Below are 21,255 nucleotides of genomic sequence, written 5' to 3' on the forward strand. Positions count from 1 at the left end.
CATGCGCACTGTGCAAGCACCGGCTGTCATCGTGTCGAAGAGCGCTTCCGATCGGGTCGCCGAGGTCTGGTCCCGGCTGGCGGCGGTCGACGACCCGGAACTCGATGAGTCGGTGACGGAGTTGGGTTTCGTCACCGCAGTGGGGGTCGACGGCGGCTGCGTATCGATCGGCTTTCGCCTGCCGACCTACTGGTGTGCGGCCAACTTCGCCTACCTGATGGCGGACGACATGCGACAGGCGATAGCGGCCTTGCCATGGGTGACAGACATCACGATCACACTCGACGAGCATATGTATGCCGCCGAGATCAATCGAGGCGTAGCCGCCGGACGGTCGTTCCAGCAAACCTTTGGCAGCGAAGCGAATGGCGGAGTGGAGGACGTGCGGCGCATTTTTCTCGTCAAGGCTTTTCAGCGGCGACAGGAAGCGCTTTTAAGCTGGCTGCTGGCGCAAGGCAACGAGCCTGCGATGCTGATGCGCTTGAACATGGCGCAGCTATCGGTGCTTGCGAGCACGAGCGCGGACGACGGGAAAACCCAGCGCCTGGTCGCGCGCTATCGCGAGCGGCGTTTTGTAGTGGGGCGCTGTATTGACGAAGCAGAGCAGACGGATGAACCGGCTTTTATCGACGCGGAAGGCGCACCGCTGAATCCAGACGGGCTGGGTGCATACCTGCGCGCGTTGCGAAGGGTAGGCGTCAATGCCGAATTCAACGGCGCGCTTTGCCGCGGTCTTCTGGCTGCCCGCTATGGCGAAAGCTGCGCCCCAGCGCCAGCGGTCGAGATCAAACCGGTCCATTTCGTCCGCACTGGCGGTTCGAAGCCCGGAGGTACGTTCGCGTCAGCACGAGAGACACGCGACGCAGCAAAGTAAAAACAGCAATCCGAACTAACCGGATCAGGAGGAGCAGGATCATGCCGAATATCATGTTGCATGACGACGACGCGCGCATGGCGCTAGGTCGAGGCGTTGCGAAACTGGCCAAGGCAGTGCGAGGCACGCTCGGCCCGCGCGGAATGAACGCGATCATCGACCGGCCAATCGGCACGCCGATCATCTCGCGCGACGGTGTCAGCATTGCCAACGAGATCGAGCTCGAAGATCCATTCGAGAATATCGGTGCGCAAGTCGTCCGCGAAGTATCCAAGCAGACCAACGAAGTTGCCGGAGACGGCACGACCACCGCCACCGTTCTGGCCGACGCCTTGGTCCAGGACGGCCTCGCCTGCCTCGCGCAAGGCGCCAATCCTGTCGAACTGGTGCAAGGTCTGGAACTGGCCGTCAACGAGGCAATCGACGCGCTCAAGCGTGCTGCAACGCCCCTGCGCAGCGGTGACGAAGTGCGCGCCGTGGCGGTGGTGGCAGCCAACGACGAATTCACCGGAAAGCTGGTGGCCGAAGCATTGGAGCGGGTGGGCGCCGATGGGATCGTCGATGTGGAATACGGCACCACCGTCGAAACGCGTCTGGAGGTGGTGGACGGGATGGCTTTCGATCGTGGCTACCTGTCACACCACATGGTGACGGACATCGAGAGAATGCAGGTGGTGCTGGATAACCCGCTCATTCTGATGACCGACCAGCGGCTGCAATCGCAGGAGGAAGTCGCGGCGCTTCAGGCACTGGCGACCCGGAGTAAACGTCCGTTGCTGATCATTGCCGAGGAGGTGGCGCCGGCCTGTGTCATGACGCTGCTCGCATGGCGCGACAACGGCGGCATGCCTGTGGCGGCGATTCATCCACCGGAGTATGGACACTGGCGCAAGGCGATGCTCGAGGACATCGCAATCGTCACAGGCGGCAAGGTCGTCGCGCGCGACCTGGGCGGGAAGCTGGAGGCCACTGAATTGCGCGATCTCGGTAGCGCGCGGCAGGTACGCATTTCGTCGAACCAGACCATCATCACTGCCGGCGGCGGCGATCCGTCGGCGGTGGCGGCGCGCCGTCAGCAGGTGGCGCGCCAGTATGAGATGGCGCCGGAGAACGTTGAGCGTGACAAGTTTCAGGTGCGCCTTGCAAAACTGTCGGGCGGCACCGCGCTGATTCTCGCGGGTGGCGCGACGCCGGTTGAACAGAAACGTCGACTGCATCTGATCGACGATGCGATTCACGCGGCGCGCGCGGCGATTGCCGAAGGCGTCGTGCCGGGCGGCGGCATGGCCTTGTTGCGGGTCTCGTCCGAACTGGAGGGCGTCATTGCTCGTAGCCACGGCAGCGTGCAGCAAGGCGCACGGCTCTTGCAGCGTGCGTTGGCGAAGCCGCTCTTTCACATCGCGACGAATTGCGGCCTCGACGGCGCGGCCATCGTAAGCGAAGCGGTGCGTGCAGAACCCGGCATGGGTCTCGACGCACGTAGCGGCGCATTCGTCAACCTTGTCGCGGCCGGCATCATCGATCCGGTCAAGGTCAGTTATAGCGCGGTGCGCAATGCGGCATCGGTAGCAGGGCTGATTCTCACCACCCAGACGCTGATCGCCAAGAAGCCGGAGACGATCGATCCGACCGCCGGACCGGCGCTAGGCGCAGGCGCCGAACTGCTCGGCCGCCAGTAGACGCGTGAGGTCGACATAGCCGGTCTCCGTATCCGGGGACCGGCACAGCAAGGCCGCTGCCGGCGCGAACCAGGCGGCTACCGGTAGAAGGAGACGAACGATGGCTACAGGAACGGCCCGCCACTTCAGCGCAATTGCGATGAGTGTCCGGTATCTTCGCGCGATGCCTTCGACGCGCCTGCTCAAGCTCACACTGGGCTGGAGCATTACGCTGTTTGGGTCAGGTATTCTGGTCAACAATGTCAGCGCAACGATCGCTCCGTTTTTACGCGGCGTCGCCGGTGCGATCATTAAAGCAATGGTGTAATCGACATGCCTGTTTGCCTGCTTGGACGGACGCTCTTGCGAATTGCGGCGCGACGGCGAGCGCACGCACAGATGATCGCGTTTGGCGAACGTGCGTGACGAATTCAGGCGTACGGCAAAAGAAGCTAAGAAAGGGGCGCGATCCAGTGCGCTGACCGTGTTTCCCCCAAAAGACATGTTGAAAATCCAGGCCTATACTGGACGCGCGATAGCTGCCGGGTTTGAAAAATAGAAGTCCGCCCGATACGCCCAGCCATAACATCCTAGCTAGTCAAGACGAAGCCAGCCGTAGAGCCCGGTTCCGCGTTAACCCATCGCCCAGGAGGAAAGTTGTGGCGAGGAGACATCAGATTGGCAGCATGTTGGGTCTAGGTGATCAGGCCGCGATGCGCAGCATCGTGGCCAACGCGCAGCGCGCCAACCTCCGTCATTCCGACCGGGGTACGATGCTCGCGTGGGAGCGTTTTCTGGCGGGCGAGCCGTCGACGTCTGCTCCCCCGGCGCTCATCGACTCATGGCAACGCAGCTTGCAGTCCGGCGTCAGTCCGACTGCGGTCTCGGCGCCGATCGCGGTACACGGCGACGAGGTTGCGGCGCTGTGCTGGCGCCATCGGGACCTGCTGGCAGCGGCCGACCGCCTGTTCACGGTCACGGCCGACCTTTTCGCCGATTCACATTCAATCCTGCTGCTCACGAACCAGGACGGCGTAATCCTTAAAGCGGCCGGCGATTTGCGCACGCGGGCGGCCGGCGAAAAAATCCATTTGACCATCGGTGGCGACTGGGGCGAGGGCAGAGCTGGCACGAATGGTATCGGCACCGCGCTGGCGACCCGCGAGCCGACCTATATCCACGGCTCCGAGCACTTCTGTGAAGGCATCAAGTCATGGAGTTGCGCAGCGGCGCCGATTTGCGAACCGGGCACTGGAGCGGTGATCGGTGTACTCGATATTTCCGGACCGCCTTCCACCTATCAGATCAACAACCTCACGTTGGCCGTGACCGCGGCGCGCCAGATCGAAATGGTCCTCGCCGAGCAGGCCGCGCGCGAGCATATGCGTTTGTTGGCCTTTTGTCTGCAACGGTTGTCGTCGTCGGATGCAACCGGCATGGTTGCGATAGACCGCAGCGGCCGGCTCGTGCATACCACGGGCAGAGTCGCATTGCCGGTTGGCATCGGCGAGCGTTTCCCGGGGATGAGCGAGACTTCTGCCGTGGAGGACTGGACGCAGCATTTGCCCGCCGGGTTGCACGCCGAATGGTTCAATCCTGTCGTCGTTGACGGCAACACGATTGGCGCGATGCTGGTCGTGCCTGCGCGAACCCGCCCGATCCATGCGCGGGTCGCGGAGCGCGGCGGAGAGGCTGATCCGCTGCGCAACTGCTTCGCGCAGATCCAGGGGCGAAGTGCGGCGATGCTGGCTGCCGTCAATCGTGGGCGCCAACTTGCCAGCAGGCGCGTACCGGTACTGATCGAGGGCGAAACAGGGGTTGGCAAGGAACTGTTCGCGCGCGCTATTCATGGCGAAGAAGGCGGAGGCGGCCCGTTCGTCGCGTACAACTGCGGGGCGGCGTCGAAAGAACTGATTGCCAGCGAGTTGTTCGGTCACGTGCGCGGCGCTTTTACTGGCGCGACAACGGAAGGGCGGGCCGGCCGTTTCGAGCTGGCTCATGGTGGGACGCTCTGTCTCGACGAGATCGGCGAGATGCCGCTCGAACTGCAACCTGTGCTGTTGCGTGTACTGGAAGAAGGCATCATTTACCGGCTTGGCGATACGCAGCCGCGGCGCGTCGATGTGCGCCTGCTGGCAATGACCAACCGTAATCTGCGCGAAGAGGTCGAGTCCGGTCACTTTCGCCGCGATCTGTACTACCGGATCAGTGTTACGCGTATACGTATTCCGCCGCTGCGTGAACGGGACATTGATATCGATCTGCTCGTCGAGCACTTTAACCGGAAGCTTGCCTTGCGCCACGGGGTCCCCGAACGACAACTGAGCGCGGAGATCATGGCGGTGTTGCGCGCCTATTCGTGGCCAGGCAACGTAAGGGAAATGCGCAACGTGATCGAGAATATGCTTTTGACGTCCGGCGAACCCGCTGTGTCGTTCGATGATCTGCCTGCCGAGTTGCTCGATGAAATCGCGACGTCCGGGGCCGTACCGTTGCTGCGGGACGAGGGGGCGAGTCTCGAAGAAACGGAGCGTTTAGCCATTGCACGCGCGGTGCACATTGCGCACGGCAACCTTGCGCAGGCCGCCCGCGCGTTAGGCGTTTCGCGCAGCACCCTTTATCGCAAGATCGAGCTTTATCAGCTGGAAGGTATCGTCAAACCAGCGGGAAAGGAATGAGGTTGTTCGCGATGTTCGCAGAGTTGGGCAGGCAGTTCGCGCGCTGGCGACGCTCGGGCAGATAGACGACCAGCCACCAGAAAAGGATGCTGATCAGAAAGCCGATTGCGATCCGCAGCGGAGGTCGACTGTCAGAGGACCGCCGACGTTGGTCGCGTCCCGCCCGCGAGGTAGATTTTAGCAATCGGCCGGTCCGTAGTCCTGCAATGTCGGCTGTGTCGGAACACGCCGACAACCATTCGATGGTCGAAACGCCCTTCTGGCTCACGACGCTTCATTAGCCGCCGCCTCGGTAAATATCAAGCATCAGTGCTGGGCCGCCATTTTTCTGAAAATCTTCCAGCTCGCGCATCACTTGCGCGCGTGTTTTTCCAACGGGCACGGAGGGTGCCGGTGTGACGGCCGGAACCGCGACCTCTGAAACCTGCGGGGCGTTGTCATCCGTTACCGCCCCCTGCTGGTTGATCGCCGTTTGGGCGAAACATCCGTCTGCTGTAACTCCAGCTATCAGGGCAAGACAGACGGTGATCGATTGATAAAGTTTCACGGGAGTACTCCCTCGGAGTTTAAGAGATCGGCCTGTGCATCTTTCGCCGACCCACAGCAGTCTTCGCACGAACAAAGACAGGTTCGGCTCGTTGCAACGATCAACCGATCTGGATGCACTCGACGAATGCCTTTCCAGCGTTGCTGTCATATTCATTGTTGGTCAGGCGAAACGCCGTCACAACGCACATGCGTAGGCGACGGACCAGCAACGCAGACGAAAGATGTATGCACTCCCGCTGGCCCATCCCGGTGACGTATCAGCTATTCGCCTTCAATGATGGCGGAGCGCCTTGCTGAACCTTCCAGTGCAGGCATGGACGCATCCCGTAGTTGATACATTTGTGGCTGATGGTAGAAATGGCGACCTGTTATTCTGTTTTTATGTGGTTACGCACGATGGTGTCGTGCGCCCATGACCACCGGCGCCGCTTTCGCTGGAATGTGCTGTCTTACTCCGTTAGCCGCGTTCGGTAGGGACCTGTCTACCCGTGGTGCGCCGATACAGCCTCTCGACGTCGCACACTATCCGCCCACGGCGGCTTTCCTGTTCAAGCAGCCTTATGAGATTGTCAGGCTTCGTAGTACGCAGGTTCAGATCGGCGGCTCAGGAACACGCGTTCCGGATGGACTACGCGCGGCGCTTCTTCGGACAGCGGAGGCTCGCCATCACAATCTTCACCGCGTTGTGGGTCGTGTTTTCCATCCACGACTTCGGGCGGTTAGACGTACTCGATCCCTCCCATCTGCACCACAAAGAACTCATTCTCCTGAGAATCGCCGGGACGATCGGCATGACGGTGCCCGTGCTGTTATGGAGCCCGCGCGCACTCGACGAGCGCTGGGCCGTCGGGCTGCTCAGTGTCTGGACGATCGGTTGCTGGTTCGCGGTCCTGAGAATGGTACAGATCTATCCGGGCGACCTGGCCTGGCGGGAAGCTTACCCGATCCTGACGTTTGCCCTTTTCATGATATTCATGGCCTTCCGGCTTCGAGTAATCACGGCGGCGTGGCTGATCGGGCTATGCATCGTCAGTTACCTTGTCATGCTCTATCTCAAGCCCAGTGGCCAGAGCGTCGACGCGCGCGTGGAGTCGGTGATTGCGCATGCCACGATGGTGCCGATGATGTATATCGTCGGTTTGCTAGTCAGCATTCCGCTGGAACGTGCCGCGAGGCGCGAATTCATGTATCGGCGCACCTTGCGCGCGGCCAAGGCGCGCGTCGAAGCGGCGTCACGCGCAGTCAACGAACAGAACCTACGCATGCGAGACCTCGTCAGGGAGAAAGAGCGGTTCTTCTCATCGGCGTATCACGACATCCAGCAACCTCTCGCCGCAATCAACCTCTTCATTCGAAGCGCCCGGACGAGGACCAGGGACGGATACGCAGTGGATCGCGACCTGGGTGTCATCGAGGAGACCGCGCGCGACCTTCTCGATATGTTCAAGGACATTCAGGACTATAGCGAACTGGGTTCATACGTTCCGCACCTGGCGCCACTCGATACGCAGACCGTGCTTATGGAGGTCTTCGAGCAATACCTTGAACCGGCGAGATCGCGAGATATCGAATTCAGAATCAGCGAGCGTCGGCGCCACCCTCCACCCATTGAAAGCGACCGCTCCCTGTTCAAACGAGCATTGTCCAATCTTGTATCGAATGCGATCAAGAACACCTCCGCGGGGGGAGTCGTAATCGGCTGGGTGCTGATTGGGGAACGGCTTCGCATTGACGTATGGGACACGGGCATCGGCATCTCGCCCGCGCATCGGGATGCGATATTCGCCGAGTACTATCAGATTAACAACCCTGGCCGCGACCGGTCGAAAGGCCTTGGACTTGGGTTGTCTATCGTCAATCGGGTTGTCGGAATTCTGCCGAAGCACAGCATGCGTTTCTGGTCGGTCGAAGGGCGCGGGTCACGCTTCTCCCTGTACGCGCCGATATCGCAATCAGCACCCGTCATCGTGACGGAAGATCAAGCGAACGCAGCATGCACGTCCATCCTTAACGGCAGATACATCCTGCTTTGCGACGACGAACCGACCGTTCTCGAGGGCCTGCGCCGATTATTCCTCAGTGCTGGCGCACTGGTGGATACCGCCGGGTCAATGGCGGGATTCGAAGCGATTCTCGCCGACGATGGCCGCGCACCCGACATCATTGTCACCGATATCCGGCTGCGCGACGGGCCGACTGGCATTGAGGTTGCCGAACGGATCAGGCAGCATTTCGCCTGGGCGGGCGTGCTTCCCGTCGCATTCATCACTGGCGAACTGGTGTCTCCGAACGCACTTCGCGATTTCGCCGAGCCGTTCGTGCTGTTGCGGAAGTCTTCCGCGCCGGAAAGCACGCTCGCTGAAGTCAGTCGGTTCGTTGCTGCCCAATGGCCGACGGGCTTCGATCATGTGCGGGATCCGTGACTGGCGGCGCGCCGAGTTTGATCCCTTTATCCGCCAGCATGACGATGAGCTCCGTACGGCGCCGCAGATTGAAATGCGCGAGCAAATGACTGACGTATTTTCGTACCGTAATGTCTTCGAGCCCCATTCTCAGCGCAATCGCCTTCGACGGAAGCCCGCGCACCAGCCACGCCAACGTTTCGAACTCTCTCGGAGTGAGTCCCAGCTCGGATGCGCTGCTCATTTCCGAATTACCGCTCGGCTGTGCGTTCCCAGGCCCACTTACCGGAGCCTCGTCCGTGCCCATGTCACGCCTGAGCCTCGCGATGCTGGCGGCGGGCAGGAACACGCCCCCGGCAAGCACTGCGCTTATCGCTGCATGAAGCGCTTCAGGAGGTGACGACTTGGGTACGTATCCCATCGCGCGAAGTTCGATGCACCGACTGATGGTTTCCACGCTCTCATCGGCCGATATCACGATCACCGGTAACGACGGGCGCGACTCTTTCAGTTTGGCAAGCGCGCCGCAACCGTGGCCGTCGGGAAGATCGAGATCGAGAAATACGATGTTCAGGAGCTCGCCAAGCGCATGCTTCACGCCTTGAGACAACGTACTCGCGTGCAGCAACTCGATGTTCGGAAAGAACTCTCTCAGCAGCAGCGCCAATCCGGCTCTGAACAGCTCGTGATCATCGACGATCAGTACGCGCATCTCATCGTCTCCCAGGACCGCTTTCGAAGCGAGCTGCAATTACACTGCTGATGATGCTATATCCGTAGCAGTCGTCCGCTGTGTTCAACACGAATAGTACACGCAGGGGCCCTATGTCACGGACGGTGGCGGCTGACCCATGTGGCGTTGCCTCGAAAGTGGCGGTTTTCGCCCGTCACTCGGCACCCACCGCCCGACCTGATGGGCGAACGGCTGGAGGAGCTTGAAAGGAGCCGTTCAGGTCGCGCGAGAGCAGGGAGCCGCAACAGGTCGATGACAGCCGGCCGCCGGCCGCGACACGCCATGTCCGGCGAGTAGCACTGACTCGCGATCTGCGCTGAAGAGCGGCTTGTCGGCGAGAAAGCTTCCGAACCATCCGTCGATAGACTGTTCCGGCGAGTGATTGTTAAGCCTTGCGCACCAAATCGACGATGCCAGTCTCAACGCTCTCGAAGTGTGCTGCGGAGTGTGTCAAAGTAGCGACTCTTACCGTGAGCGACCCCACATGACCCAGTTACCGATTGCCGACCGATGGTTCGAACTCAAACGCATCAGCGACGACATTACCCTGCTTTGGGAACCCCACGTCGTGCCGCTGATGCGCTGCAATATCTGGCATGTGCGCGGCCGCGACCGGGACCTGATGATCGACACAGGAATGGGTATCGTCAGTCTGCTGGATGCAGCCAGGCACCTGCTGCAGAAGGACGTCACCGCCGTTGCCACGCATACGCACTCGGATCATATCGGCGGACATCATGAGTTCGAGCACACGCTGGTTCACGAGTTGGAGGCAGACAACCTGCGCTCGCCGCGTGAGTCGGGCACCCTTCTGGCGTCGGTATTGGGCGACGAAGCAATTCGCCGGTATCGCGAAGCAGGTTATCCGTTCGACGGCGATCTGATCACGGCCCTTCCCAGCGCTGATTACTCGATGTCCGACTATCGCGTGCGCGCCGCAACCGTCACGGAAATCGTCAAGGAAGGGAACATCGTCGATCTCGGCAACCGGCATTTTGAAGTCCTGCATCTACCCGGCCACTCACCGGGCAGCATCGGCCTATGGGAAGCGGCATCCGGCACACTGTTTTCGGGCGATGCGATCTACGATGGCCCGCTGCTGGACGAGATAGGCGGTGCTGACATTCCGACTTATGTGCGCACGATGAAGCGCTTGCGTGATTTGCCCGTGCAAGTGGTCCACGCTGGACACGATGGGAGCTTCGGGCGGGAACGACTGGTCGAGTTGGTCGATGCCTACCTGGCTAAACGCACCTGATCGTTGGCCGCGTCCGCCGATCGGAAACCGGTCGTACTGGGCGTGGCTCTCACATAGCCGCATCGACGCACTATCGCAGACCGGTCGCGGGTAGCGCGACCCGCTGCAGCGCGGCCATCGGGCCGAGCCGCTCGATCACTTTCATCTGCGCCGCGTCGCGCACGAACAGCGATCCGGCGAATCCCAACGCGTTGATTGATACGCCCTCGACACGCTCTTCCGATCTCGGCACGAGCAGCATCCATCGGCGTGTAACGAGCAGGTTGTATGGCGCCGATTGACGAAGTTCACCGCCGGCCTCGACCGCTCGGACGCCGGCGGCCTCGAGCAGTGCACGGTAGCAGGAGAGGACAGACTGCGCCGCATTCACGGAGATCGCGGCGCCGGGTTCCAGGCGCGCAAACGCATGCCGGAATGGCAGGCCCGGTACGCATTGCGGCAGACCATCGGGGAGCGTGGTTGCGAGAATGGGCTCAACGGGGACCGGCGGTTCAGAGTCTCCGAGCGGCAGCGGCATGATTTGCAGATGCTTGTGCGCCTGACTCGCTCCCGCGGCAGCGCCTGCATTGTAGAAACCAATGCCGTCGAACTCGGCCATACAGGCAATCAGCGACTCGAAGTCGGCGAGGTTGAGAAGCGCGTCCTGCGGTTCGAACTCACGGGTAACGATCAGCAGATGATTGTCGATGACATTGAACTTGTTGAGCAAAGCCAGATGCGTGTCAGAGATATCCGCGACAAAGAGATCCGGCTCGTAGGGAAGGAATGGATTCTCCGATGGGCGCTCCCCGCCATGAAGCTTTTGCGTTTGCCGGCGCTGCTGTTCCTTGCGGGTCAGGCTCGAGACTTGCCGCACGACAAAGCGGATGCCGCCACTTTCGATCACCGCCTGGATGGTTTCGACCGGTTGCAACGCGCCGCAACGCAGCGCGTGCTCCGCCTGGCGCAGCATGGCAGGCCATAGGGTTCCCGGTGGAAGGCATCGATTTTCCATGTTTGCAGGGGAGACACGTTCGTCATTGGGCACGATCATCGATCGCCGCTAAAGCTTGTAACCGATCGTGCGCAACAGATCCTTGCGCCATTGCACGTCTTCCTCGCTTTCGACGCCGAGCGGCGAGAATCCGTCGATCACGCCGACGATGCCACGGCCCTGGTCCGTTTCTGCGATCAGCACCTCGACGGGATTCGCTGTCGCACAGAAGATCCGGCATACCTCGGGCACCGCCTTGATCGCGTTCAGCACGTTGACCGGAAAAAACCCGTCCCCCAGAAAAACAAAGAAGCTGTGGCCCGCGGCGACGCTCATCGCGTTTTTGCAAGCCATCTCGACCAGGCTCTCCTCGGTGCCGGAGCGGCGCACGAGGCGCTTGCCGGACGCCTCGCAGAACGCCAGTCCGAACTTGATGCCGGGCACGGTGCCGACCATTGCCTCGTGAATATCCTCGACGGATTTGATGAAATGGGTTTGCCCGAGGATGAAGTTAGTCGTTTCGGGCTTGACGATTGTAACGGCGGACAATTGCATATCGGACCTCGCTCCGTTGCGACAGCACACCGGTAAAGACGCACTGATGACCGGCGATTGCGACTTCGGCGATTTGCGCCGGCCAGTCCACCGCTTTACCCCATCTTCTAGGCTAGTACTAACCGCCCGTCAGCGGAAGCACTGTTCGCCGATGAGGACTCGCGAGCCTTCTGTTTTCTCGTTACCAGTCGGCATTCGTGTCTGGCGCGGTGCATCCGGTCTCAATCATTCCGGTACAGGCTTTGACCCGGAGCCCGCCGTCACCGGATCGGTCAGCGGACAGTTCTGAACCTTGCGTGCCGACGGCAATATGTAATCGCGGAACTGCTCGCGCAGCTTCAGCTTGTGCAGCTTCCCGGTCGCGGTGTGCGGCAGCTCGTCGACGAAGACGACATCGTCAGGAATCCACCACTTGGCGACCTTGCCTTCGTAGAATCCACGCAGCTCGTCCTGGGTCACATCGGTATCGGGACGCTTGACGACCACCAGCAGCGGCCGCTCCGCCCACATGGGATGCGCGCAGGCAATACATGCCGCTTCCGCCACCGCGGGATGTGCGACGGCCACGTTCTCGATGTCGATCGAACTGATCCACTCGCAGCCGGACTTGATCAGGTCTTTGCTGCGGTCGGTGATGCGCATGAAGCCGTCGCGATCGATCGTGGCAACGTCACCCGTCGGAAACCAGCCATCGACGAGCGGCGACGCATCGTGGCGGAAATAGCGGTCGATCACCCACGGCCCGCGCACATGCAGATCGCCGAACGCGACGCCGTCCCACGGCAATTCGCGCCCGCCGTCGCCAACGATCTTCATGTCGACGCCATAGATCACGTGTCCCTGCTTCTCGAGCAGCTTGCGTTGCTCTTCGGGCGAGCGCTGCATCTGCTCCCGATTGAGTCTCGATAGCGTACCGAGCGGCGACATCTCCGTCATGCCCCACCCATGGATGGCCTCGACGCCATAGTCTTCCTTGAACATCCTGAGCATCGCGGGCGGGCACGCGGAGCCGCCGATTATCGTGCGCTCCAGCGACGAGAACCGCACGCCCGCTTCGCGCACATAGTTGAGCAGCCCGAGCCACACGGTCGGCACGCCCGCCGAACACGTGACGCGCTCGGCCTCCATCAACTCGTAGAGCGATTTGCCGTCGAGGTCCTTGCCGGGGAACACCAGCTTCGCGCCGGTCAGCGGCGCGGCGTGCGGAATGCCCCACGCGTTCACATGGAACATCGGTACGACGGGCAGCACGGAATCGCGCGCGGACAGGCCCATCGCATCGGGAAGCGATGCGCCTAACGCGTGCAGCACGGTGGAGCGATGCGAATACAGCGCACCCTTCGGATTGCCCGTCGTGCCCGACGTGTAGCAAAGATTCGATGCGCTTCGCTCGTCGATGAGCGGCCAGTCGAATTGACCGTCTATCTCCGTGAGCAACGCTTCGTAGCACGATGCGTCCGTCGACATGCGCGGCATATGCGCCTCGTCCGTCATCGCGATCCAGCCGCGCACGTTCGGGCATTGCGGCGCAAGCGTGTCGACGAGCGGCGCGAACGTGAGGTCGAATAGCACATAGCTGTCGTCGCCGTGATTGACGATATAGGCAATCTGGTCGGGAAACAGCCGCGGATTGATCGTGTGGCAGACGGCGCCGAAGCCCGTCGTGCCGTAGTACGTCTCCAGGTGCCGGTAGCCGTTCCATGCGAGCGTGCCGACTCGCTCACCCGCTTCGACGCCAAGCGCGATGAGCGCCTGCGCCAGTTGCTTCGCGCGCCGCTCGCAGTCGCGATACGTGTAGCGATGCACGTCGCCCTCGATCCGCTTCGACACAATCTCCGTCGTGCCGAAGTAGCGTGACGCATGCGCCAACAACGAAGAAACCGTCAGCGGCACGTCCATCATCTGTCCATGCAGCGGTGTCGTCATAGCCGCGTCTCCCAGTTGTTCTCAACGCTTCCCGTTGGCACTCGAAGGCTGACTCTCTGCGCTCGAAATGACCGGTTGATGCTTCTATTGGTCTTTGACTTAACCCACGCAACCAATCCTGTTCAGTGATTCAAGATAGGCTAGCCCCAGACCTGTTGCAAATGGCTAACGGGAATATTGCTAGCGTCAATGGCGCCTTCCTGAAAGAAGTCCTGAGTCGGCTAATTCACGATACGGTCTGGAGGGCGCTCTTGTCGCAACCGGGTCCTGCGCCTAATGTTTAGAAGCAGGCACCGGACAAGGGAAGGGATCGTATGCGTTGCACAAACTGCGGATTCGAGAATCCCGCTCGGGCCAGCTTCTGTGAAGCATGCCGTGCCATGCTGGCACGCACATGTCCGCGCTGTGGACAAGCGGCAGGGTCTTCCGCCAAGTTTTGCAGCGAGTGCGGCGCGCCACTGGCTGATGGGCCCGCAGGGTCGCCCCTGCCTTCCCGGTCCGTTTCAGAGCCGTCTCCGGCGCCTGTCCATTACACGCCACACCACCTTGCCGAGCGCATCCGCGCCGAGCAGGCGGCCATGGAAGCCCGGGGCGAGATCGCCGGCGAGCGCAAGACCGTCACGGCGCTATTTGCCGACATGGCGGGGTCCACGGCGCTGGTTCACGACCTGGACCCGGAAGAAGCCCAGCGCCTGATCGAGCCAGTCGTCGCGCTGATGATGGAAGCCGTCCACTACTACGAGGGCTATGTCGCCAAATCGCTTGGCGACGGCATCCTGGCATTGTTCGGCGCACCCATCGCCCACGAGGACCATCCGCAGCGCGCGCTGTATGCGGCGCTGCGGATGCAGCATGCAATGCGCCGCCACGGGGACAGGATTCGTCTGGAAAAAGGGATTCCGCTGCAAATTCGCGTCGGTATCCACACCGGTGAGGTCGTCGTGCGTTCGATCCGCACGGACGACCTGCATACCGATTACGATCCGGTCGGACACACGATCCACATTGCGTCCCGGATGGAAGGGATCGCCGCCCCCTCGTCGATTCTGGTGAGCGAATGTACGCACAAACTCGCCACGGGCTATTTTGAGTTCAAGGCGCTGGGGGCCACGCAGGTCAAAGGGGTCCCCGAACCGCTCGTCGTGTACGAGGTATTGGGCCCCGGCGCGTTGCGCACGCGCCTGCAACTGTCGGCATATCGCGGCCTTGCCCGATTCGTGGGCCGCCAGATCGAACTGGACCATTTGCATGCGGCGCTGGAGCAGGCAAACGAGGGGCGCGGACGGGTCGTCGCGGTGGCAGGCGAGGCCGGGGTCGGGAAGTCGCGCCTGTTCCATGAGTTCAAGGAGCGCTCTCAGGGCAATCGTGTGTTGCTGGAGACGTTTTCGGTTTCGCACGGCAAGGCCTTCGCCTATTTGCCGCTCATCGAGCTATTGAAGAACTATTTCCAGATCACCGCTCGGGACGACGAGCGGCAGTGCCGGGAAAAGGTCACGGGCAAGGCGCTGACCCTCGAGCGAAGCTTCGAGGATCTTGTGCCTTACCTTCTCTATCTTCTCGGCATCGGCGAGCGAGGATCGGCGCTCGCGGAAATGGATCCGCAGATCCGGCGTGACCGGACCATTGACGCGATCATCGAGCTTCTGACGCGGGAAAGCCGCGATCAGCCGATCGAGTTGTTGTTCGAGGATCTGCAATGGCTGGACCGCGAGACCGAAGCATTCCTCTTGAGCCTCATCGACCGCGTGGCGAATTCAAGGATCCTGCTCCTGGTGAACTACCGGCCGGAGTATCAGCCTGTCTGGGAACGCGTGGGCCATTGCAGCCAGTTGCGACTCGAACCGCTGGGTCCGGCGGAGGCCCAGGGATTGCTCTCGGCGCTGCTTGGGGACGATCCCACCCTCGTGCCGCTCAAACAGCTCGTCCTGGAGAAGACGGAGGGCAACCCGTTCTTCATGGAGGAAGTGGTCCAGACGCTGGTCGAAGAGAAATCGCTGCTCGGCGAACCCGGCCGTTTCCGGATCGAGCATATCCCGGCTGCGCTGCATATTCCGACCACCGTGCAAGGTGTGCTCGCCGCTCGCATCGACCGGCTGCCTGTCGCGGAGAAGGACTTGCTGCAGGCACTTGCGGTCCTCGGCAAGGAGTTTTCGTTCAGTCTGGTCCAGCGCATCTGCGATGGGCCGGGCGCCCCGACCGATGACGCGTTGCGGGAGCTGCTGGCCCGGCTGGAAGCCGCGGAGTTCATTTACGAGCGTCCGGCGTTTCCAGAGGTCAAGTATTCGTTCAAGCACGCGCTGACCCAGGAAGTCGCCGGCCGCTCGCTGCTGACAGAGCGCCGTAGCGCGTTGCATGAGCGTGCGGCGCAGGCCATCGAGGCGCTGTTCTCCGCCCGCATCGCGGATTACTGGAGCGAGTTGGCGCATCACTACCGGCTGAGCGGCAATGTCCCGAAGGCCGTGGAATACCTGCACCGCACCGGGCAACAGGCGCTCGAGCATTCCGCCCATCTGGACGCGATGCGTCATCTCGGCGCGGCGCGGGAACTGCTCGAGCATCTGCCTGACACGCCCGAACGCGCTCAGCAGGAACTGACGCTGCTGCTCTCGCTGGGGCCCGCCTTGATGGCCGTCCGCGGCTATGGCGCGCCGGAGGTCGTGGCGGCGTACACGCGCGCGCTGGCGTTGTGCGAACGGATCGGCGAGACATCGAAGATCTTTTCGGTGCAATTGGGACTGAGGACTTATTACCAGTTGCGCGCTGAGTACCGTACCGTGATCGAGCTGGGAGAACGGCTGCTGCGCATGGGACGCCAGACCGGGAAACCGGCCGTGCTCGTGGAGGCGCATCTTGCGCTCGGGGCAAGCCTGTTCTTCCAGGGCGATCTCGACGCTGCCCGTGTCCACCAGGAACAGGCTCTGGTTTTCTATCTCCAGGAAAGGCACGAGGAGCAGGTCTACGACCACGTGATCGATCCGGGCGTGCGCGCGCTGAACTTTATGGCCTGGATCTTGTGGCATCAGGGATACCCCGATCAGTCAAGCAAGCGGAGTCAGGAGGGGCTTGCACTGGGCCGGAAATACAGCGGCGGCTCGAGCCTGGCGCTGACATTGGCCTACACGGCGCAACTGCATCAGTTTCGCGGTGATGCGACGCTGACCCGCCAGTACGCGGAGGCCGTCATGTCGCTCGCGGCCGAGCAGGGGATGCCGTTCTGGCTCGCGTGGGGAACGATTCTGCGCGGCTGCGTGCTGAACCAGCAGGGAAGCCTCCAGGAGGGGATTGCGCAGATACGCGAGGGCTTGGCCGGCTACCGGGCGACCGGGGCCGAAATGGGCTACTCGTACTTTTTGGCGCTGCTTGCCGACAGCTACCGGCGAGCGGGAGAGACGGAGGCGGGCCTCGGCGCGATCGACGAAGCGATGGCGATGGTGAGTCGTTCAGGCGAGCACTGCTACGAGGCGGAGTTACATCGGATCAAGGGGCATCTGCTGCTCGGCGCGCCGGGCGATCGCATCGACGATGCCACCCGTGCGGAAGAAGCCGAGGCCTGCTTTCATCAGGCGATCAAAGTGGCCCGCCATCAGGGCGCCAGGTCGTTCGAATTGCGGGCCGTATCGAGCCTCGCCCGTCTGTGGCAATGCCAGGGCAAAACGGCGGACGGGCGCCAGGCGTTGTCTGAGGTGTACGGCGGCCTCGCAGAAGGCTTTGACACCGCCGACATGCGAGAGGCGAAAGCCTTGCTCGATGCGTTGTCGTTGTGCAAGAGGTGAACGATCGGAGATCGATGGCGCTGACTCGCGCATCGGCGTGCCGCCGCCCGGCGCGTGATTGACCGGCGCGCTGCGCCGGGCGCGTGCTACCGATCCGCAGTGAGCGAGGAGACGGGAAATGACGACGAAGAATCCAGGACGTCGCGGCCGTGACGAGCACAAGCCGGTCGCGCTGGCTTTGCAGGGAGGCGGGATGCACGGCGCGTTCACGTGGGGCGTGCTCGACCGGTTGCTCGAGGACGGCAGGCTCGCGATTGAAGGGGTGAGTGCAACCAGCGCCGGCTCGATGAATGCCGCGGTGCTCGCGTATGGGCTGCTGAAAGGAGGCGAGGACGGCGCACGGCAGGCGCTGCACGACTTCTGGTACGCCGTGGCGCAATCCGCCGAGCGTTACAACCCATTGCGCTGGATGCCGTGGCTGAAAGGGACGCACAGCTTCGGGTTCGATCATTCGCCGCTATATGCGTTCGCCGACATGGCGCTGCGCATTTTTTCGCCCTACCAGTTCAATCCGAACAACCTCAATCCGCTGCGCGAGGTGCTGGACAGTCAGGTCGATTTCACCGAGTTGCGAAAGCGATGTCCCATCCATCTGTATCTGTGCGCGACCAACGTCGAGACGGGGAAAATACGCCTCTTCACGGGCGAGGATGTCTGTGCGGACGCCGTGCTCGCATCCGCGTGCGTGCCGACGCTGTTCCAGGCGATCAGCATCGATGGCGAACACTACTGGGACGGCGGCTACATGGGAAATCCGGCCATCTACCCGTTGATTTACCACTGCAAGACGCGCGACGTCGTGATCGTCCACATCAACCCGCTTGTTCGCCGGGGCGTGCCGATTACGGCTGCCGACATTCTCAACCGCGTCAGCGAAATCAGCTTCAATTCGTCGCTGATGCGTGAGATGCGCGCGATCGCCTTCGTCACCGACCTGATCCAGCAAAACAAAGTGGATGGTGGCGAGATGAAGGAGATGCTGATCCATTCCATTCGATCCGACGAGGCAATGTGCGCGCTCAGCGTGTCCAGCAAGTACAACGCCGATTGGGATTTCCTTTGTGGACTACGCGATAACGGGCGGAGCGAGGCCGATGCCTGGCTCACGCATCACTACCGGAACGTTGGGCAACGCTCGAGTATCGACATTCGCGAGGAGTTTCTTTGAGGATTGCGAGTCGATCGGCGCAAAGCAACGGGGTCATGACGGGTGCGGCGCCGGACGCTCACACCGTGCACGGTGCAAAGGGGCTGGAATGAGCCAGACGCAGGCGCGCTTCATCGCATTGTGGTCACGCAGCGGAGGTTTGCGCGGCGAGGCCGCCTATGCCGATCTGGCGCGGCTGTATGCCGAGCCGACGCGTCATTACCACACCCTGCGTCATGTCCGCCGCTGTCTGCGCGATCTCGACCAGGCGCGTGGCGCGATTCCTCATCCCGATGACGTGGAACTTGCGCTGTGGTGTCACGACGTGATTTACGTTCCCGGCGCACGGGACAACGAGCAACGCAGCGCGGACTGGTTCCGGCAATGGGCGGATGACCGTATCGCCGCGGGCGAGCGCATTGGCGAAATGATCCTGGCGACGAAGCATAAGCGTGTGCCGTCCGGATTGGACGATCGCTTTGCCTGCGATATCGATCTCGCGGTGCTGGGCGCTAGACGCAGCCGTTTTCGCGAGGACGGGGTGCGCCTGAGAGCGGAACGTCCCGACCTCGACGACCGCGCCTACGACATGCACGAACGGACGATTCTGGGCAACCTGCTGACACGTCCGCGCATCTATCACACCGATTTTTTCCGTGCCCGCTGCGAAACGAAGGCGCGGGGCAATCTGATGTGGCGGCTCAGCCTGCCTGTGCCGCAATGACCGGGAGATGGCGGCACGGGTCTGCCCCGCTCGGCGAGGGTCTCCTGGCCGACGCGATCGACGCAAGTACTGAGTTCGCCTCGAACGACTTTCGTAGGCAACATGCTGCGAATCTTCAAGGCGGCAAACTCCGCGAAATTTTCAGTCTTTATTCATGGCGGTGATAGCGGATGCGCCGTGCCAATGCTTGCGGCACCGGCGGGCACAGCGTCGCCCAGCAGCTTAAGAACAGTCCATGGGTCGGCGCGCCTGGCGATAAGATGGCAAATGCAGCCTTAACTCGTCGGTGGAGTCGCACGTATCGACACGTTCCGTAACATGAAGATTTTCGTCGAGGTCGCTGAAGCCGGCAGCTTTACGGCCGCCGCACAGCAACTCGATGCGACGACAGGTTATGTGTCACGTTCGGTCTCCGAACTCGAAGGCGATGCCTATTTTTCCGGCTGAACGCTGGCTGCTGGTCGGTCCGGATGGGGAGCGTGAATTCCGGCTGCAGAACGCCCGCTTCAAGGTCAACGTACCCGATGCGATGGCGGCCGCCTTGCACGAAGGCATGGGCATCGGTGCGCTGCCGACGTTGACGATAAGATCCGCGTTCAAGTCCGGCTTCTTGATTAGAGTGCTACCCGACTATCATCTTCAGCTTCTGAATATTTACGCGGTCTATGCATCGCGCCAGTACCTCGACGCGAAGATCAGAACATGGATTGATTTCTTGCGCGAGTCGATCGCACAAGCGCTAAGCGCCGACGAGGCTGCTTTCGGGACGATGCCCATCAAGGCGTAGATCGCCGCTATATCCTGAAGAACGGCGCGGTACGGTGCCGGAGTTGAATAGCGACGACGTTACGGACACCTCGGTGCCGTCATTGAGGAGGGAAAGCGGAGAGCACGATCGAGCCGAGTTCATCGAGTATCTCGACATACGGGCGCGGCGTGACCCGAGGGTTGAGTGCGACATGATTGACACCGGCGTCTCGCGCCTGCTCGAGGAAGTCTCTCAACGCACGGCTGCCTATGGCGAACCCGCCGCGAATTCGTGTAAACGGATGATCAGGCTTCGGATGCAAATAAAGGAATCCGCCAAAGGCGAGTGGTTTGAATGCAGCCGTGTTGGTGGCGGACCGTGTGAGGCTTCGCCATTCTTCTGCGAAGCTGCGCAACTCAGATGGATCCGGCACGAACCCGAGGTAACCATCCATGTTCTCGGCGATCCACTGCAACGTTTGCTGCGAACGGCCGACGGCAATGGCGGGCGTTCGGCCGTACGGCGGCTTGGGAAGCATATCCAGCCCACCCGCCGACTGTCCGAAGCGCGCTGAGGCGAACTGCGGGAACGCGCGTTCGCTGACATTCCGATAAATGCCGTAGGCGTCTCTGAACCGTTCGCCGCGCGTCTCGAAGTCGATGCCGAAGACGGGATACTCAGACGGCCGGTCACCGCTCGACATGCCGATCACAACGCGTCCGCCCGTCAGTTGATCGAGCGAATTGACCTGTTTCGCCAACAGCAGCGGCTCGCGCATCGGCAGCACGATGCCCGTCGTGCCGAGCGTGATGTTGTGCGTGGCGGCAGCGAGTTGCGCGAGATAGATCAGCGGCTCGAAGATCTGCCCGGCGTCGCCGTAAGCGGGATCGAAGAACGGGATGTCGCGTGCCCATAATGCCGCGACGCCCAGACTCTCCGCGCGTTGCGCCATCGAAATGTGGTCGCGCATCGTAGGGTGCGGCATGCCAGGGTGCGTTTCCAACGGCAGAATCAGCCCGACAGTGAGTTCGTGCGGCTGGAATACGCGGCTGTATCCCGGCTGCGACTCCAGTCGAATCGTGGCTGCGGTTGCGTCGGTGCGGGCAGGTGTGACGGACATGTCCATGGCGTTTCCTCAAAGCGTGGTGCGAGGTTACGCACTTTCTCGTCCAGGAAAAACGCAGCCATACAAACAACACTTGATACACGGAGTCAACAACCGTGTTCACAAGACCTTTTCCATCCGGCGTACGCAAA

The 21,255-nt window shown here is 61.7% G+C and carries 18 protein-coding genes; 11 read left to right on the top strand and 7 right to left on the bottom strand.

The features are described from left to right. The first annotated feature begins 1 nt into the window (after position 1). From PQR32_RS01550 to PQR32_RS01565, 4 genes are all read left to right on the top strand, one after another. Positions 2-874 (top strand): iron-sulfur cluster assembly protein, encoded by an 873-nt coding sequence (locus tag PQR32_RS01550; protein WP_408221820.1) that lies wholly within the window; start codon positions 2-4, stop codon positions 872-874. 41 nt (positions 875-915) lie between these two features. After that, positions 916-2,553 (top strand): molecular chaperone GroEL, encoded by a 1,638-nt coding sequence (locus PQR32_RS01555; protein WP_408221821.1) that lies wholly within the window; start codon positions 916-918, stop codon positions 2,551-2,553. A 100-nt stretch (positions 2,554-2,653) separates the two neighbouring features. Then, positions 2,654-2,860, top strand: coding sequence for a hypothetical protein (locus PQR32_RS01560; RefSeq protein ID WP_408221822.1), 207 nt, complete (start codon positions 2,654-2,656; stop codon positions 2,858-2,860). Between the two features lie 358 nt (positions 2,861-3,218). Then, positions 3,219-5,210 carry a sigma-54-dependent Fis family transcriptional regulator gene (locus PQR32_RS01565; protein WP_408221823.1) on the top strand — a complete coding sequence of 664 codons (1,992 nt, stop codon included), beginning with the start codon at positions 3,219-3,221 and terminating at the stop codon, positions 5,208-5,210. Here PQR32_RS01565 and PQR32_RS01570 read toward each other — a convergent pair. Both PQR32_RS01570 and PQR32_RS01575 read right to left on the bottom strand, forming a co-directional pair. Continuing rightward, positions 5,188-5,478: a hypothetical protein gene (locus PQR32_RS01570; RefSeq protein WP_408221824.1), complete on the bottom strand. Its 291-nt coding sequence runs from the start codon at positions 5,476-5,478 to the stop codon at positions 5,188-5,190. The two genes, PQR32_RS01565 and PQR32_RS01570, sit on opposite strands and share 23 nt — an antisense overlap. Before the next feature lie 9 nt (positions 5,479-5,487). Beyond that, positions 5,488-5,757 carry a hypothetical protein gene (locus PQR32_RS01575; protein ID WP_408221825.1) on the bottom strand — a complete coding sequence of 90 codons (270 nt, stop codon included), beginning with the start codon at positions 5,755-5,757 and terminating at the stop codon, positions 5,488-5,490. A gap of 625 nt (positions 5,758-6,382) precedes the next feature. Here PQR32_RS01575 and PQR32_RS01580 point away from each other — a divergent pair. Beyond that, on the top strand, positions 6,383-8,182 hold the full coding sequence (locus PQR32_RS01580) for a hybrid sensor histidine kinase/response regulator (RefSeq protein ID WP_408221826.1): 1,800 nt from the start codon (positions 6,383-6,385) through the stop codon (positions 8,180-8,182). On the opposite strand, the gene PQR32_RS01585 is transcribed toward PQR32_RS01580, so the two are convergent. Then, complete coding sequence (locus PQR32_RS01585) at positions 8,124-8,873, bottom strand: response regulator transcription factor (RefSeq protein ID WP_408221827.1); 750 nt, start codon at positions 8,871-8,873, stop codon at positions 8,124-8,126. The genes PQR32_RS01580 and PQR32_RS01585 overlap by 59 nt on opposite strands. A gap of 505 nt (positions 8,874-9,378) precedes the next feature. Here PQR32_RS01585 and PQR32_RS01590 point away from each other — a divergent pair. Beyond that, entirely contained in the window at positions 9,379-10,152 is a 774-nt protein-coding gene (locus PQR32_RS01590) for an MBL fold metallo-hydrolase (protein ID WP_408221828.1), read from the top strand. A 70-nt stretch (positions 10,153-10,222) separates the two neighbouring features. On the opposite strand, the gene PQR32_RS01595 is transcribed toward PQR32_RS01590, so the two are convergent. The 3 genes from PQR32_RS01595 to PQR32_RS01605 form a co-directional block, all read right to left on the bottom strand. Then, the gene (locus PQR32_RS01595) at positions 10,223-11,146 is read right to left on the bottom strand and encodes an ATP adenylyltransferase family protein (RefSeq protein WP_408221954.1); all 924 of its coding nucleotides are present in this window, start codon (positions 11,144-11,146) and stop codon (positions 10,223-10,225) included. A 48-nt stretch (positions 11,147-11,194) separates the two neighbouring features. Next, the gene (locus PQR32_RS01600; RefSeq protein ID WP_132382561.1) at positions 11,195-11,680 is read right to left on the bottom strand and encodes an adenosine-specific kinase; all 486 of its coding nucleotides are present in this window, start codon (positions 11,678-11,680) and stop codon (positions 11,195-11,197) included. A 225-nt stretch (positions 11,681-11,905) separates the two neighbouring features. Beyond that, positions 11,906-13,606 (bottom strand): 3-(methylthio)propionyl-CoA ligase, encoded by a 1,701-nt coding sequence (locus PQR32_RS01605; protein ID WP_408221829.1) that lies wholly within the window; start codon positions 13,604-13,606, stop codon positions 11,906-11,908. A 314-nt stretch (positions 13,607-13,920) separates the two neighbouring features. Here PQR32_RS01605 and PQR32_RS01610 point away from each other — a divergent pair, with 314 nt between their 5' ends. The 5 genes from PQR32_RS01610 to PQR32_RS01630 all read left to right on the top strand — a co-directional run bounded on the left by PQR32_RS01610 (position 13,921) and on the right by PQR32_RS01630 (position 20,037). Then, on the top strand, positions 13,921-17,379 hold the full coding sequence (locus tag PQR32_RS01610) for an adenylate/guanylate cyclase domain-containing protein (RefSeq protein WP_408221830.1): 3,459 nt from the start codon (positions 13,921-13,923) through the stop codon (positions 17,377-17,379). 118 nt (positions 17,380-17,497) lie between these two features. Beyond that, positions 17,498-18,547, top strand: a complete 1,050-nt coding sequence (locus tag PQR32_RS01615; RefSeq protein ID WP_408221831.1) for a patatin-like phospholipase family protein — start codon at positions 17,498-17,500, stop codon at positions 18,545-18,547. Positions 18,548-18,635: 88 nt separating this feature from the next. Continuing rightward, entirely contained in the window at positions 18,636-19,250 is a 615-nt protein-coding gene (locus PQR32_RS01620; RefSeq protein ID WP_408221832.1) for an HD domain-containing protein, read from the top strand. Positions 19,251-19,568: 318 nt separating this feature from the next. Next, the gene (locus PQR32_RS01625) at positions 19,569-19,697 is read left to right on the top strand and encodes a LysR family transcriptional regulator (protein ID WP_408221833.1); all 129 of its coding nucleotides are present in this window, start codon (positions 19,569-19,571) and stop codon (positions 19,695-19,697) included. Then, the gene (locus PQR32_RS01630; RefSeq protein ID WP_408221834.1) at positions 19,678-20,037 is read left to right on the top strand and encodes a LysR substrate-binding domain-containing protein; all 360 of its coding nucleotides are present in this window, start codon (positions 19,678-19,680) and stop codon (positions 20,035-20,037) included. The genes PQR32_RS01625 and PQR32_RS01630 overlap by 20 nt, the downstream gene beginning before the upstream one ends. A 79-nt stretch (positions 20,038-20,116) precedes the next feature. On the opposite strand, the gene PQR32_RS01635 is transcribed toward PQR32_RS01630, so the two are convergent. Continuing rightward, positions 20,117-21,124, bottom strand: coding sequence for a TIGR03571 family LLM class oxidoreductase (locus PQR32_RS01635; RefSeq protein ID WP_408221835.1), 1,008 nt, complete (start codon positions 21,122-21,124; stop codon positions 20,117-20,119). Between the last annotated feature and the right edge of the window lie 131 nt (positions 21,125-21,255).

The sequence above is a fragment of the Paraburkholderia dipogonis genome (genome assembly GCF_046027395.1).
Lineage (GTDB): Bacteria > Pseudomonadota > Gammaproteobacteria > Burkholderiales > Burkholderiaceae > Paraburkholderia > Paraburkholderia dipogonis_A.

Bases quoted from the DNA above. Each gene is read 5' to 3' on its own strand.
- PQR32_RS01550 (WP_408221820.1), top strand. From the start codon at position 2: ATGCGCACTGTGCAAGCACCGGCTGTCATCGTGTCGAAGAGCGCTTCC.
- PQR32_RS01555 (WP_408221821.1), top strand. From the start codon at position 916: ATGCCGAATATCATGTTGCATGACGACGACGCGCGCATGGCGCTAGGT.
- PQR32_RS01560 (WP_408221822.1), top strand. From the start codon at position 2,654: ATGGCTACAGGAACGGCCCGCCACTTCAGCGCAATTGCGATGAGTGTC.
- PQR32_RS01565 (WP_408221823.1), top strand. From the start codon at position 3,219: ATGTTGGGTCTAGGTGATCAGGCCGCGATGCGCAGCATCGTGGCCAAC.
- PQR32_RS01580 (WP_408221826.1), top strand. From the start codon at position 6,383: ATGGACTACGCGCGGCGCTTCTTCGGACAGCGGAGGCTCGCCATCACA.
- PQR32_RS01585 (WP_408221827.1), bottom strand. From the start codon at position 8,873: ATGCGCGTACTGATCGTCGATGATCACGAGCTGTTCAGAGCCGGATTG.
- PQR32_RS01590 (WP_408221828.1), top strand. From the start codon at position 9,379: ATGACCCAGTTACCGATTGCCGACCGATGGTTCGAACTCAAACGCATC.
- PQR32_RS01595 (WP_408221954.1), bottom strand. From the start codon at position 11,146: ATGGAAAATCGATGCCTTCCACCGGGAACCCTATGGCCTGCCATGCTG.
- PQR32_RS01600 (WP_132382561.1), bottom strand. From the start codon at position 11,680: ATGCAATTGTCCGCCGTTACAATCGTCAAGCCCGAAACGACTAACTTC.
- PQR32_RS01605 (WP_408221829.1), bottom strand. From the start codon at position 13,606: ATGACGACACCGCTGCATGGACAGATGATGGACGTGCCGCTGACGGTT.
- PQR32_RS01610 (WP_408221830.1), top strand. From the start codon at position 13,921: ATGCGTTGCACAAACTGCGGATTCGAGAATCCCGCTCGGGCCAGCTTC.
- PQR32_RS01615 (WP_408221831.1), top strand. From the start codon at position 17,498: ATGACGACGAAGAATCCAGGACGTCGCGGCCGTGACGAGCACAAGCCG.
- PQR32_RS01620 (WP_408221832.1), top strand. From the start codon at position 18,636: ATGAGCCAGACGCAGGCGCGCTTCATCGCATTGTGGTCACGCAGCGGA.
- PQR32_RS01625 (WP_408221833.1), top strand. From the start codon at position 19,569: ATGAAGATTTTCGTCGAGGTCGCTGAAGCCGGCAGCTTTACGGCCGCC.
- PQR32_RS01630 (WP_408221834.1), top strand. From the start codon at position 19,678: ATGCCTATTTTTCCGGCTGAACGCTGGCTGCTGGTCGGTCCGGATGGG.
- PQR32_RS01635 (WP_408221835.1), bottom strand. From the start codon at position 21,124: ATGGACATGTCCGTCACACCTGCCCGCACCGACGCAACCGCAGCCACG.